The sequence below is a fragment of the Micromonospora terminaliae genome (assembly GCF_009671205.1).
GTDB lineage: Bacteria > Actinomycetota > Actinomycetes > Mycobacteriales > Micromonosporaceae > Micromonospora > Micromonospora terminaliae.
Genome location: NZ_CP045309.1, coordinates 5,502,930 through 5,516,310, shown reverse-complemented (window position 1 = coordinate 5,516,310; position 13,381 = coordinate 5,502,930). Strand labels below are relative to the sequence as shown.

10 protein-coding genes are annotated in these 13,381 nt (G+C 71.7%); 7 read left to right on the top strand and 3 right to left on the bottom strand.

Annotation, left to right across the window (positions count from 1 at the left end):
* Nucleotides 1–127 precede the first annotated feature (127 nt).
* Both GCE86_RS25400 and GCE86_RS25395 read left to right on the top strand, forming a co-directional pair.
* On the top strand, nucleotides 128–2,926 hold the full coding sequence (locus tag GCE86_RS25400) for a transglycosylase domain-containing protein (protein ID WP_154229237.1): 2,799 nt from the start codon (nucleotides 128–130) through the stop codon (nucleotides 2,924–2,926).
* 123 nt (nucleotides 2,927–3,049) lie between these two features.
* The gene (locus GCE86_RS25395; RefSeq protein ID WP_154229236.1) at nucleotides 3,050–4,603 is read left to right on the top strand and encodes a glycosyltransferase family 87 protein; all 1,554 of its coding nucleotides are present in this window, start codon (nucleotides 3,050–3,052) and stop codon (nucleotides 4,601–4,603) included.
* 15 nt (nucleotides 4,604–4,618) lie between these two features.
* On the opposite strand, the gene GCE86_RS25390 is transcribed toward GCE86_RS25395, so the two are convergent.
* Nucleotides 4,619–6,835: a hypothetical protein gene (locus tag GCE86_RS25390; protein WP_154229235.1), complete on the bottom strand. Its 2,217-nt coding sequence runs from the start codon at nucleotides 6,833–6,835 to the stop codon at nucleotides 4,619–4,621.
* Nucleotides 6,832–7,614, bottom strand: a complete 783-nt coding sequence (locus GCE86_RS25385) for a deoxyribonuclease IV (protein ID WP_154229234.1) — start codon at nucleotides 7,612–7,614, stop codon at nucleotides 6,832–6,834. The genes GCE86_RS25390 and GCE86_RS25385 overlap by 4 nt, the downstream gene beginning before the upstream one ends.
* A gap of 635 nt (nucleotides 7,615–8,249) precedes the next feature.
* Between GCE86_RS25385 and rpsF the strand changes: the two genes are divergently transcribed.
* From rpsF to rplI, 4 genes are all read left to right on the top strand, one after another.
* Nucleotides 8,250–8,540: a 30S ribosomal protein S6 gene (rpsF, locus tag GCE86_RS25380; protein WP_046563719.1), complete on the top strand. Its 291-nt coding sequence runs from the start codon at nucleotides 8,250–8,252 to the stop codon at nucleotides 8,538–8,540.
* Nucleotides 8,541–8,620: 80 nt separating this feature from the next.
* The gene (locus tag GCE86_RS25375; RefSeq protein WP_172967885.1) at nucleotides 8,621–9,151 is read left to right on the top strand and encodes a single-stranded DNA-binding protein; all 531 of its coding nucleotides are present in this window, start codon (nucleotides 8,621–8,623) and stop codon (nucleotides 9,149–9,151) included.
* A gap of 41 nt (nucleotides 9,152–9,192) precedes the next feature.
* Nucleotides 9,193–9,432 carry a 30S ribosomal protein S18 gene (gene rpsR, locus GCE86_RS25370; RefSeq protein ID WP_013289355.1) on the top strand — a complete coding sequence of 80 codons (240 nt, stop codon included), beginning with the start codon at nucleotides 9,193–9,195 and terminating at the stop codon, nucleotides 9,430–9,432.
* Nucleotides 9,433–9,446: 14 nt separating this feature from the next.
* Complete coding sequence (rplI, locus tag GCE86_RS25365) at nucleotides 9,447–9,893, top strand: 50S ribosomal protein L9 (RefSeq protein ID WP_091265040.1); 447 nt, start codon at nucleotides 9,447–9,449, stop codon at nucleotides 9,891–9,893.
* An 85-nt stretch (nucleotides 9,894–9,978) separates the two neighbouring features.
* On the opposite strand, the gene GCE86_RS25360 is transcribed toward rplI, so the two are convergent.
* Nucleotides 9,979–11,574: a hypothetical protein gene (locus tag GCE86_RS25360; protein WP_154229233.1), complete on the bottom strand. Its 1,596-nt coding sequence runs from the start codon at nucleotides 11,572–11,574 to the stop codon at nucleotides 9,979–9,981.
* Nucleotides 11,575–11,967: 393 nt separating this feature from the next.
* Between GCE86_RS25360 and dnaB the strand changes: the two genes are divergently transcribed.
* Nucleotides 11,968–13,371 (top strand): replicative DNA helicase, encoded by a 1,404-nt coding sequence (gene dnaB, locus GCE86_RS25355; protein WP_154229232.1) that lies wholly within the window; start codon nucleotides 11,968–11,970, stop codon nucleotides 13,369–13,371.
* Nucleotides 13,372–13,381 lie beyond the last annotated feature (10 nt).

Genomic DNA, 13,381 nt, shown 5'->3' with positions numbered 1-13,381 from the left:
TGATCCGAATAGGTCGGATTTGACGCCTGCGCCCCGGCCCCTCCGGGGTGTAGCGTCTCGTGTTCCATCTCACGGCAACCCGGTGGCGGCGCGCCCGCGCCCCACCGCGACCGGCAGGGTGTGAGGAATGAACTACGGCGATCCCAGTTCTTCGCGTGGGCGGGCCCAGATCCCGGGCCCGAACGGCGAGCCCGGTTCTCCCGGGAACGGCTGGTCCTCCGGGTCGGAGGGCGCGGCCTCGGCCCGGGCCTCCGTGACGCCGCGCGGCTCCGCGTCCGGCGGCCGGGCCTCGGTCGGTGGCGCCGCGGCACCCCGGGGTGCCGCGGGCTCGGCCTCCGTGGGCCGGTCCGGTCCGGGGCGCGCCTCGGTGCCCGTCTCGCCGGCACCCGGCGGCCGGGCTTCCGTGCCGGTGTCCCCGGGAGCACCGGCTGGGCGTGCGTCCGTCGGCGCGGCGAGCGTCGGTACTGCCGGGCGGGCGAGCGTCGGGTCGGCGGCCGTGGGCGGCCGGGCCACGGTGGCCCGGGCCGGCGTGCCCGGCATGGCCGGTGGCGGCCCCGGTGGGCCCGGCGGCCCGACCGGCCCCGGCCGGGGTGGTCGCGGCGGGCGCGGGGACGACCCGGCGTCGCGGGCCCGGGCGAAGAAGCGCCGGCGCATCAACATCATGATCGCCGGGTTCGCCGTCTTCATCATGCTCGCCGGCATGGGCGTGGTCGGCTTCACCTGGTATTCGCAGAAGGTGCCGCTCCCCGAGGACACCATCCCGCCGCTGTCGACCACCATCTACGACAAGACCGGCAAGACGGCCATCGCCAAGATCGGCGACCAGAACCGGCAGCTGGTCACCATCAACCAGATCCCGGAGCACGTCCAGCACGCCGTCGCCGCGGCCGAGGACCGGAACTTCTACCGGCACTCCGGCGTGGACTACAAGGGCATCGCCCGGGCCGCCTGGAACAACATCAGCGGCGGCGACAAGCAGGGCGCCTCGACGATCACCCAGCAGTACGCCCGCAACGCCTTCGACAACCTGAACCAGGACACGTACGGCCGCAAGGTGAAGGAGGCGATCCTCGCCTCCAAGCTGAACGACAAGTACGACAAGCGCGAGATCATGCAGCACTACCTGAACGTGATCTACTTCGGCCGCGGCGCGTACGGCATCCAGGCGGCGGCGCAGACGTACTTCAAGAAGGACGTCTCGAAGCTGACCGTGGCCGAGGCGGCCGTGCTCGCGGCGCTCATCAAGCAGCCCGAGCCCAGCGCCACGCACCGGGGCTACGACCCGGCGATCAACAAGGAAGCCGCGCTGGACCGGTGGAACTACGTCATCAACGGCATGATCACCGAGAAGTGGCTCGACGCGCCCAACATGCCGCAGCACCCCACCGAGTACCCGCTCAAGTCGCTACAGCCGCCCTCGAAGAACAACGGCGGCGGCTTCGGCATCGACACCCCGTACGGCAACGTCGTCAACTACGTCTCGCAGGAACTGCGCGAGATGAAGCTCTGCACCGACAACGAGGCCGAGGTGACCGAGACCAAGCCGCTCTGCGCGAAGGCGCTGAGCCGGGGCGGTTACAAGATCACCACCACCATCGACAGTAAGATGCAGGAGGCGGCTCTCGAGGCCGCCCAGCGAGCCAAGAAGGGCTCGGAGCTCTACAAGCAGCCGGCGAACCTGATGGCTGCCGTGGTGGCGATCGACCCGAAGACCGGTGCGGTCCGCGCCTACTACGGTGGTGACAACGGCACCGGCACCGACTACGCCGGCAAGAACATCGACAACGGGGTGATCTCCGGAGGACACTCGCCGGGTTCGAGCTTCAAGATCTACACCTTGGCGGCGGCCCTCAAGGAGGGCATCTCGATCAAGTCGCGGTGGAAGGGCTCGGCGTTCACCCCGAAGGACACGAAGTTCAAGGTCAGCAACGCCGGTGCCGACCGGGTCTCCTGTGGGGATTCCTGCACCCTCGAACTCTCGACCCTCAAGTCGCTGAACGTGCCGTTCTACTACATCACCGAGAAGATCGGCCCGGACAAGGTGCTCGACATGGCCAAGCAGGCCGGCGTCACCACGATGTGGCAGACCGACACCAACCCGGCCAAGGCCCACGATCTGACCCGGGCGGACCCGAAGGACCTGGCCCCGTCGCCGTTCTTCCACGTGATCGGCTACGGCCAGTACCCGATCACGGTGCTCGACCACGCCAACGGCGTGGCCACCTTCGCCAACCAGGGCGTCTACAACAAGGCGCACTTCGTGAAGCTGGTGCAGAAGCAGAACCCGGTCACCGGCAAGTGGGACACGGTCGGCGGGGAGAAGCTCAAGCCGCAGCAACGAATCGACAAGGACATCGTCGCCGACGTCACCTCGGTGCTCGAGCAGTACCCGGGCCAGGTGAACCGCCGGCTCGACGACGGTCGCAAGGCCGCCGAGAAGACCGGCACCTGGGAACTCGGCGACCCGAAGCAGCCCAAAGCCAACGGCGACGCCTGGATGATCGGCTACACGCCGCAACTCGCCACCGCCGTCTGGGTGGGCAACCTCAAGAACCGCAAGGCAATCAAGGACAAGAACGGCAACGACATCAGCGGTGCCAAAATGCCCGGCGCCATCTTCCAGCGCTTCATGAACGACGCGCTCAAGGACAAGGACAAGGAAGACTTCCCGCCGGCCGCGCACGTCGGCAAGGACGACACCGGCAACGGCGAGCAGCCGCCGCCGGAGGTGCCGCTGCCGGGCCAACCGGGCCAGCCGGGCTGCGACCCGCTGGGCCTGTTCTGCCCGGGCGGCAACAACGGTGGTGGCGGCAACAACGGTGGTGGCGGCAACAACGGGCCGGGCCTCCCACCGGGACCGGGCGACACCGGTGGTCGCGGTGGTGGCCTGCTACCGGGCACAGCACCGACCCGCCAGACGTACTGACGCTCGCGCACGCCACGACGGCGGCCGGACCACCCTGGTCCGGCCGCCGTCGGCGTTTCGCGGAGCGGAATTGTGGGCGCGAGGCGGGACGGCGGGGCCCGGTGTACGGCAGGATGCCTCTTCATGAGCACCCAGTCGACGGCAGGCATCGACGACAACGGGTCCGACCGGCACCCCCAACCCGGCGCCTCCGCGCCACGACCTGGAGCCGTCGTGGACCACCCGTCCCGCTCGGACGGCTTCGTGCGCGGCGCCAGCGGGCTGATCGGTGGCCCACTCGGTGACCACGCCGTCGCCCTCGACCGGCCCGCCGGCCGGGAGGGCCGGTTCTGGACCGCGGCGCGGATCGTGCTGGCCCTGGTCTGCCTGACACTGGCCCTGCACTGGGTGCAGAAGTCCCCCTGCCAGGACGGCGCCTGGCAGAACAACGTCCAGTACACCCGGATGTGCTACACCGACGTGCTCGCCCTCTACTACGCGGAGGGGCTCAACGAGGGCAAGGTCCCCTACGCCGACCACCCGGTGGAGTATCCGGTGCTGACCGGCTACTTCATGGGCGCGCTCGGCCTGCCGGTGCACGCCCTCGGCGTCGACAACCCCGGCATCAACCAGGGGCAGTGGTTCTACAACCTCAACGCGCTGGTGCTGAGCGCACTCGCCGTCGCCACCGTCGCCGTCATCCTCAGCCTGCGCCGGCGACGACCGTGGGACGCGGCCCTCTTCGCACTCTCACCGGCCCTGGTACTCACCGCCACCGTCAACTGGGATCTGCTCGCCGTCGGCCTGGCTGCGTTCGGACTGCTGGCCTGGGCACGTCGCCACCCGGCAACCGCCGGGGTGCTGCTCGGCCTGGCCGGGGCGGCGAAGATGTGGCCACTGTTCATCCTGGGGCCGATCCTCGTGCTCGCGTTGCGCGCGGGACGGCTCCGGGCCGCACTCACCGCCGCGGCCACCGCCGCGGTGGCCCTGATCGCGGTCAACCTGCCCGTCGCGATCCCCTACCGGGAGAGCTGGGAACGCTTCTTCGACTTGAACACCACCCGGCCGATCGACTGGGGCACGCTCTGGTACATCGGCCGCTACCTGGACGGCAGGATCAGCCCCTCCGCGCCCGGTGACCTCGGGCCCTTCGAGTGGCTGAACGCCCACATCTCCACGCTCAACTGGCTGTCGTACCTGCTCTTCGGCCTGGCCTGCCTCGGCGTGGCCGCGTTGGCGCTGCTCGCGCCGCGCCGCCCCCGCCTCGCCCAGCTGGCCTTCCTGGTGGTCGCCGCCTTCCTGATCTTCAGCAAGGTCTGGTCCCAGCAGTTCGTGCTCTGGCTGCTGCCGCTCGCGGTGCTCGCCCGGCCGCGCTGGGGCGCCTTCCTGGCCTGGCAGTTCGCCGAGGTCTGCTACTTCGCCGCCTTCTACGGCGAACTGCTGGGCGCGGCCACCACCCGGCCGGTCTTCCCCGAGGGTGTCTTCGTGCTCGCCGCCAGCCTCCGCCTCATCACCGTCGCGGTGCTCTGTGGCTTCGTGATCCGGGACATCCTGCGCCCCGAGCGGGACGCCGTCCGGGACACCTACGCGGACGACCCGGACGGCGGGGTGCTCGACGGCGCGCCGGACGCGCCCTGGTACCAGCGCTGGCGGCACCCGGCCACCGTGGTCCACCCCGCCGAAACGGTCGCCGCCTGACCCTCGGAGATCGGGTCAGAGGCGGTAGACCACCGCGTCGCCGACCTCTTCCCGGGTCACGCCCAGCCCGTCGACCGGCCGGTCGAGCATCCCCTCCCACGGGGTGCCGCCGAGCCGGTCGCGGAGCACCACCACGTTCTTGACACCCAGTTTCCGTAGGTAGTCGACGCTGCCGAAGTCGGGGAAGCTGACCGTCGCCTCGCGTACCTGGGCCTGCGCGTTCGGGGTGAAGCCGCTGCCGCCGTTGACCATCGGCTGGAACCGGTCGGTCGACCAGAGCATCACCGGCTGGTCCAGGTTCTGGCTGCTCGGCAGCACCAGCATGGGACCGTCGACCGTCCGCAGCACCGCCGGCTGCCGCGGCACGACCGGGTGCGGGGTGACGTTCGACCCCTCCACGACGACCAGCAGCAGCGGCACCAGGGTGGCCAGTCGCAGCCACGGGCCCGGCCACGCCGGGACCCGCTCGGCGGCGAGTTCGCGTACCCGGGCGCAGAACGCGGTGACCGCACCGGCCGCGAGCAGGCCGAGAAGGAGGGTCGTCCAGAGCATCATCCGGCCCGGCGTCCGCAGCCCGTTCCAGCCCGGCAGGTGCTCGAAGAGCGGCACGTAGGTGAAGCGGCCGCCGAAGAACCGGGTGCCCATGGCCAGCGCCATCGTCACCAGCACCCCGGCCAGCAGGAAGAGCCGGTGGCGCACCCGCCAGACCGAGAAGAACAGCCCGCCGGCGGCCAGCGCGTAGAGCACGAAGCCGGGCAGCAACGTCATCTCCGGATGCCAGGGCAGCACGGCCCGGGCGCCCTCGTGCAGCTCACCCCAGATCCGCGACTCGGCCGGCGCGGTGAAGAACCCGCTGGCCGGTGGCGAGTACAGCTGGATCTCGCCGAGCGTCCGCGCGGCGTTCGGGTGCAGCTCCGCGACCTTGAAGTACGGCACGGCCAGCAGCGCCCCCACGGCGGCGAACACCAGCCCGCCGAGCAGGTCGGCGAGGAACAGGCGCCGGCCGAACGGGCGCTTCACCCGGCGCCGCCGCATGAACCAGAGGATCGCCGAGACCAGCACGACACCGGCCAGCAGGTACGCGAACGGCAGCCCGATGCCGAAGCCGAGACTGAGCTGCCAGGCGGCCACCAGCCAGCCCGCGAACGCCCAGCCGGCGTGCCGGCGCCGGGGGCGGTAGCCGTGGCGCAGCGACCAGCCGTGACCGCGGGCCAGCATGGCCAGCGCCAGCGGGATGCCGCCGTTGGAGATGATGTGCAGGTGCCCGGCCTGGGCCAGCAGCCATGGGGCGTAGGCGTAGCCGGCACCGGCCACCGCGCCGCCGATGCGGCCCGCGCCGAGCTGCCGCGCCAGCGCGTACGCCCCGAACGTGGCGAGGGCGTGTGCCAGCACGAACATGATGTTGTAGCGCAGCAGGGCGTCCCCGGGACCAGCCCCGATCATGCCCGCCGGGGCGTAGCCGAGCAGCGTGTCGGAGAAGGCGAAGCTCCACGGCTCGGGGAAGAACGTGTTCGAGGTCCACAGCTGCGCCGGGTCGGTCAGCAGGATGTGGCCGGACCAGGCCATCTGCCAGGCCTGGAGGCTCGGGTCCCAGTAGTCCTGCGGCAGGGTGTAGCGCGGGTAGCGGAGCGTGGGCCAGGTCATCAGCACGGCCAGGACCAGCGAGGCGACGGCGGCCAGGGTCCACTCGTGCACCAGGAACCGGCCCACCGCGCGGACCGCCCGGCGGGGCCGGGTGAGCACCGGATCGGGAGCGGGACCGAACGCCGTCCAGGGGTCGGCGGGCTTCTCCCCGTCCGTGCCGTCGTCCCCGGTCCTGCCCGCCCCGGCCTGGCTTTCGGTCGCGCTCTTGTCGGTCGCGCTCTTGTCGGTCGCGACCTGGCCGTCGATCGCGGCCGCGTCAGCCGTCCCGGCGGCGTCGGCATCGGTCCTGGCGGCCATGCCGCTGCTGCCTGCCGCCGCGGTGGCAGTGGTCCCGGCTGCCGCACCGCTCTCGGCGCGGTCACCGTTCCCGCCGGCTCCGGCAGTCGACGGCGGCTCGTCCCCGGTGGCCGGTGGCCGCTCCGTCGGGCCGGTTTCGCCCGACGTCGCTCCACCCGCCGTGGCGCCCTTCTTCGGAGCCTTTCGACGCCTGGTCGCCTTGGGCTTCGCGTCGGGCGCGCCGTCGCCGGAGGCCGCCTGCGGGCCGCTGTCGGCCCGGCCGCCGGTCGCGTCGGACTGCTCGGTGGTCATGCCGTCGGGCCCAGCTGCCCGCGCAGGAACGCGATGTCGGCCGCCTGGCCCTCGGTGCCGCCGGGAGTCTCCACGATCACCGGCGCGCCCGCCGCCCGGATCACCGCGACCACGAGCTCCGGGTCGATGGTGCCGCCCGTGAGGTTGTCGTGGCGGTCCTGGCCGGAGTTGAACGCGCCCTTGGAGTTGTTCGCGTGGATCAGGTCGATCCGGCCGGTGATCGCCTTCACCCGGTCGACGAGGCCCAGCAGCTCCTCGCCCCCGGCGTGCGCGTGACAGGTGTCGAGGCAGAAGCCCACCTCGTAGTCGCCGAGCGCGTCCCAGAGCCGGGCCAGCGCGTCCAGGTGCCGGGCGCAGGCGTTGTCACCGCCGGCGGTGTTCTCGATCAGGATGGGGAGCGGGAAGCCACCGGAGTCCGCCGCGTACGCGAAGGTCTTCCGCCAGTTGTCGAAGCCGACGGTGAGGTCGTCACCGGCGTTGACGTGGCCGCCGTGCACGATCAGCCCGCGGGCGCCGACCGCCGCCGCGGCGGCGGCGTGGCCGAGCAGCAGCTTGCGGCTGGGGATGCGGATCCGGTTGTTCAGCGTGGCCACGTTGATGACGTACGGCGCGTGCACGTAGAGGTCGATGTCGGCGGCCCGGAGGCGCTCGGCGTCCTCCCGCGGCTTCGGGGCCTTCCAGCCCTGCGGGTCGGCGAGGAAGAACTGCACCGCCTCGGCGTCCCGGGCGGCCGCCTCGGCCAGCGGGTCGGTCGGATCGACGTGGGCTCCGATTCGCATGCAGGGCAGCCTACGTCGCGCCCCCGACGCCCGGGGTTACCGCGCGCGGTACGGATCGCGTCACCAGCGGGCCCGGCGGTCGTTGTCCGAGGTGGGATCGATGGTCGACGCTCCGGCCGGACGCGGGTCCACAGCGCGTGCGGGTGAGGCCGAGACCCCCGGCAACGGGACGCCCCGCCGTGCGGCCCGGCACGACGGGGCGGGATCCGCTCGTCACACCTGAAGGCCGCCGCAGAACCAGTCCGGCGAATTCCTCCATTTCCCCCAAGAGGTGACGAGAGCCGTTGTATGGTCAGACCAGGTAACAACACGATAAAGCTCCGCGGGGCGTCCTCGATCCAACCTCATCGGTGTGGTCGTTCCTCCCCAGGTCCCACCCAAGGAATGCGGACGGGACGCCCCGCGGCCCCGTGGACAGGGGTCCACCTTCCGGTATGCGACGCCGGAGGTGGGCCCCTGTCGCCGCGCCTTGACGCCGTGGGCGACCGGGCCCGGCATGATCGTCCGGACCGGGTATCCTGGTCCGGTTGTCCGCGTCCGGCCGGGTTCCCCCGGGCTCCGGTCGCGGGTGACGACGCACGACCTCCTGCCACGGAAGGACCGTGGCCGCTTAGCCCACAGGAGGTGAGCACGTCTTGCGTCATTACGAAGTCATGGTGATCCTCGACCCCAGCCTCGAGGAGCGCACCGTCGCCCCGTCGCTCGACACGTACCTGAACGTGATCCGGACCGCGGGTGGCTCGGTGGAGAAGACCGACGTGTGGGGCCGCCGGCGCCTCGCGTACGAGATCAACAAGAAGGCCGAGGGCATCTACGCCGTCATCGACCTCCAGGCGTCGCCGGAGGCCGTGGCTGAGCTGGACCGTCAGCTCCGACTCAACGAGTCGGTGCTGCGCACCAAGGTCATCCGCCCGGAGATGCGCTGAGCATCTAGACCCGGCACGTCCGGATCAAGCCTCATCGACGCTGTCGGAGGGCTCTGAGAGCCTGTAGGGCACAGAGATGAGTGCGCGAGGAGATGGTCATGGCAGGAGACACCACCATCACGGTCATCGGCAACCTGACCGATGACCCCGAGTTGCGGTTCACCCCCTCCGGGGCGGCGGTCGCCAAGTTCCGCGTCGCCTCGACGCCCCGCTTCATGGACAAGGCGTCCGGCGAGTGGAAGGACGGCGAGCCGCTGTTCCTCTCGTGCACGGTCTGGCGGCAGGCCGCCGAGAACGTCGCCGAGTCGCTGCAGCGCGGCGCCCGGGTGATCGTGTCCGGCCGGCTGCGTCAGCGGTCGTACGAGACGCGCGAGGGTGAGAAGCGCACCGTCATCGAGCTGGAGGTCGACGAGATCGGCCCGTCGCTGCGCTACGCCACGGCGAAGGTGCAGAAGATGTCCCGCTCGGGTGGCGGAGGCGGCGGCTTCGGTGGTGGTGGTGGCCAGGGTGGCGGCGGAGGCAACTTCGACGACCCCTGGGCCTCGGCTGCCCCGGCTCCCTCGCGCGGTGGTTCGGGCGGCGGAAACTTCGACGAGGAGCCCCCGTTCTAATGGCGCCGAGCGCCCGCGATCGCAAACCAGGAGCAAGAGCAATGGCCAAGGCTGCGGCACTTCGCAAGCCGAAGAAGAAGGTGAACCCGCTCGACAAGGACGGGATTACCTACATCGACTACAAGGACACCGCGCTGCTGCGCAAGTTCATCTCCGACCGCGGCAAGATCCGCGCTCGGCGGGTGACCGGCGTGACCTCGCAGCAGCAGCGGCAGATCGCCCGTGCGGTCAAGAACGCCCGCGAGATGGCGCTCCTGCCGTACACGGCCACGACCCGCTGAGAGGAGGCACCGATATGAAGATCATCCTGACTCAGGAGGTGTCCGGCCTCGGTGCCCCGGGCGACATCGTCGAGGTCAAGGACGGCTACGGCCGTAACTACCTGCTGCCGCAGGGCTTCGCGATCGCCTGGACCAAGGGCGCGGAGAAGCAGGTCACGGTCATCCAGCGGGCCCGCGCGGCCCGCGAGATCCGCGACCTCGACCACGCCAACGAGGTCAAGGCCCAGGTCGAGGGTCTGAAGGTCAACCTGAAGGCCCGCGCCGGCGACGGCGGTCGGCTGTTCGGCTCGGTCACCCCGGCCGAGATCGTCGACGCCGTCAAGGCGGCCGGCGGCCCGACCCTGGACCGCCGCCGGCTGGTGCTGCCCAGCCACATCAAGTCGCTCGGCGCCTACCCGGTCAGCATCCGGCTGCACCCCGAGGTGACCGCCAAGTTCGACCTGAACGTGGTCAAGGGCTGACACCCCACCGCACGACGGAAGGGCCCGCACCGACACCCGGTGCGGGCCCTTCCGCATGTCCGGCCGGGAACTCCCGGCCGTGGCCTCACCCGATCGGCTGGCCCGTCACCGCGCTGATCACCACGGTGGAGAGACCACCGCCCACCACGGCCGCCGCCAACGCCACCGTCGCCGACCGCCAGGTCGTGCCGACCCGGCGCAGCACCACCGCCACCACGAGACTGCTCAGCAGCGCCAACCCGAACCGCGGCGCCCCCGCGACCAACGAGGCGACGGCGTGCGCACGCGGCGAGTCACAACCACCCCCGGTGATGTCGGTGACGCACCCCGCCGGCGGCTGCCCGTCGAGGAACACCAGCCCGACGACGAGCAGCAACGCCGGCACCAGATAGCACGCGGCCGTGTAGGCCAGCGGCCGCAGCGGACCACCGGGATCCGGGTCGAGCAGGTCGTCCTCGAGCCGGCGGCCCCACGACCCGCCGCCGACCGTCTCCACCCGCCGCCGCAGCGTCGACGCGCCGGCCCCGCCCGCCGCCACCGGCGCGACCGGCCGGCGGCGAGGCGCCGGGCGTGGCGCGGGGGAGGCGACCATCGGCGACCGCGGGGCCGACGGCGGCGTCTCCGTCCAGCGCGGATCGTCGCCGGCCAGCCGCGTGCCGGACCAGAACGCCTCGGCCCGTTCCGGCGACGCCCAACCCTCCCGGGCCGGTACCGGCGGCGCCGTCCGGTCCCACGGGTCGACCTCCGCGCTCCGGTCCCAGGCACCCGTCTCCCGCGCCCGGTCCCACTGGGCGGTGTCGCCGGACCGGTCCCACGGGCCGGTGCCCGCGCGCCGGTCCCACGCGCCCGTCCCGGCGCGCCGGTCCCATGCGCCGGCCTCCGGGAAGCGGTCCCACTGGCCGGTGTGCTCCGTCCGGTCCCAGCGGTCCTCCGCCTGGTCCCACCGGGCCGAGCCGGTGGAACGAGCCCACGCGTGCACGCCCGACGCGTCCCACGGGTCGACCGCCGGCTGCTCCGCCGGATCGGGCTCGGCCGCCCGGCCCCGCTCCCACGGGTCCACCGCCGGCCGCGACCACGAATCGGCCGTCACGCGCCGGCTGCGCCGGGTCGGCCGCTCCGTCTCCCACCGGTCACCGTCCTCGCCGGACGTGGGCGACTCCTCCAGCCCCGACCAGGTCACCTGCGGCCGCCGGGTCGCCGCGCGACGCGGCCGGCTCCGCGGGGCCACGCCGGACACCGGCTCACCCTCGACCCCGTCGGCCCGCCGGCTTCCCACGTACCCCTGATCCTGCGGGGTGTCCATGGTCCACTCGGCGGTGTGGTCCGACGCCGGGCCGGCGCCGATGGCGCGCAGGTCGCGGCGGTCGTCGTCGCGGCGCCAGGAAGGCTCCGCCCGCCAGCCCCCACCCGAGTACGGCGGGTCGGCGTCCTCGTCGTCGCGCGCGGCGTGCCGGCCGCCGCCGTCGGCCCGCCGGATGCCCGACTCGAGCGCCCACCGCGGAAGGTAGGTGTCGACCGGCTCGTCCTGGCCACGCTCGACGGCGCGCCGGCGACTCGGCGTGCGGTAGCTCTCCGGGGCGGAGGATTCGATCGGGAGCGGGCCGGCGGGAGCGGCCCAGGAGGGCCTCGGGCGGCGCTCGCGCGGGCTGCCCTCCCCGCTTCCCCAGTCCCGGTTTCTCACGGCCGGAGCGTGACCCTTCTCAACCCATAGCGCAATCCGCTGTCCAGGTGTAGCCGTTCGCAGAGATAGTACGGGACGAACGGCGCCCAAGCTCGACCCGAAATCTTCCGTCCACAGGGTGGGGATTGAATAACCGCAGGTCAGCGCCGAGCCAGCCGAAATTCCCCATCACTTATCCACACCCTGTGCACACCCTGCGCACATGTCGGTCCACCGGCGTCCACAGGTTGTCCCGAGGCTCGTCCACCGGTGCTGTTGAGCGGCTGAGCTCGGGTTCCGTATCGTGGTCCCCCGACCGCCCGGGCGATGACCCCCGATCGACCAGGAGGTCGTCGGAAGTTGTCACACCCGGCGGCGAAGCTGGATCCGATCCGACGCAGCAAGGGGGGACCCGTGTCGGTCACCGACGAGACGCGCTCGGAGCGGGCCGGGGGGCAGCCGCCCGCGCCCGCGCAGCGGGACGGCCAGTTCGAGAAGACCCCGCCTCAGGACGTGGCCGCCGAGCAGTGCGTCCTCGGCGGCATGCTGCTCTCCAAGGACGCCATCGCGGACGTCGTCGAGATCCTCAAGTCGAACGACTTCTACCGCCCGGTGCACGCCACCATCTTCGACGCGATCCTCGACATCTACGGCCGCGGTGAGCCGGCCGACCCGATCACCGTGGCCGCCGCGCTCGCCGACTCCGGCGACCTGGCGCGGATCGGCGGCGCACCCTACCTGCACACCCTGATCGCCAGCGTCCCCACCGCGGCCAACGCGGCCTACTACGCCCGCATCGTCGGCGAGCGGGCCGTGCTCCGCCGGCTCGTCGAGGCCGGCACCCGGATCGTCCAGCTCGGCTACGGCACCGGCCAGGGCGGCAGCCGGGACGTCGACGACGTCGTCGACCTCGCCCAGCAGGCGGTCTACGAGGTGACCGAGAAGCGGGTCAGCGAGGACTTCGCCGTCCTGGCCGACATGCTGCAGCCGACGCTCGACGAGATCGAGGCGGTGGGTGCCCAGGGCGGGGTGATGACCGGTGTGCCGACCGGATTCAGCGACCTCGACCGCCTGCTCAACGGCCTGCACCCGGGGCAGCTCATCATCGTGGCCGGCCGGCCGGGCTTGGGTAAAAGTACCGCATCTATGGACTTTGCCCGGAACGCCGCCATTCGGGCCAACCAGGCGTCGGCGATCTTCTCGCTGGAAATGAGCAAGGTCGAGATCGTCATGCGACTCCTCTCGGCCGAGGCGCGCGTCCCGCTGCACGTGCTGCGCAGCGGCCAACTCTCCGACGACGACTGGACCAAGCTGGCCCGGTGCATGGGTGAGATCAGCGAGGCGCCGCTCTTCGTCGACGACACGCCGAGCATGAACCTCATGGAGATCCGGGCCAAGGCGCGGCGGCTCAAGCAGAAGCACGACCTCAAGCTGATCGTGGTCGACTACCTCCAGCTGATGACCTCGCCGAAGCGCACCGAGAGCCGGCAGCAGGAGGTCGCGGACCTGTCCCGTGGCCTGAAGCTGCTGGCCAAGGAGGTCGAGTGCCCGGTGATCGCGGTGAGCCAGCTGAACCGTGGCCCGGAGCAGCGCACCGACAAGCGCCCGCAGCTGTCTGACCTACGTGAATCGGGCTCGATCGAGCAGGACGCCGACGTCGTCATCCTGTTGCACCGCGACGACTACTACGACAAGGAGTCGCCGCGGGCCGGGGAGGCGGACCTGATCGTCGCCAAGCATCGAAATGGCCCGACGGACACGATCACGGTTGCCGCCCAGTTGCACCTGTCCCGATTCGTCGACATGGCCATCGTCTGAGCCGGAGCGG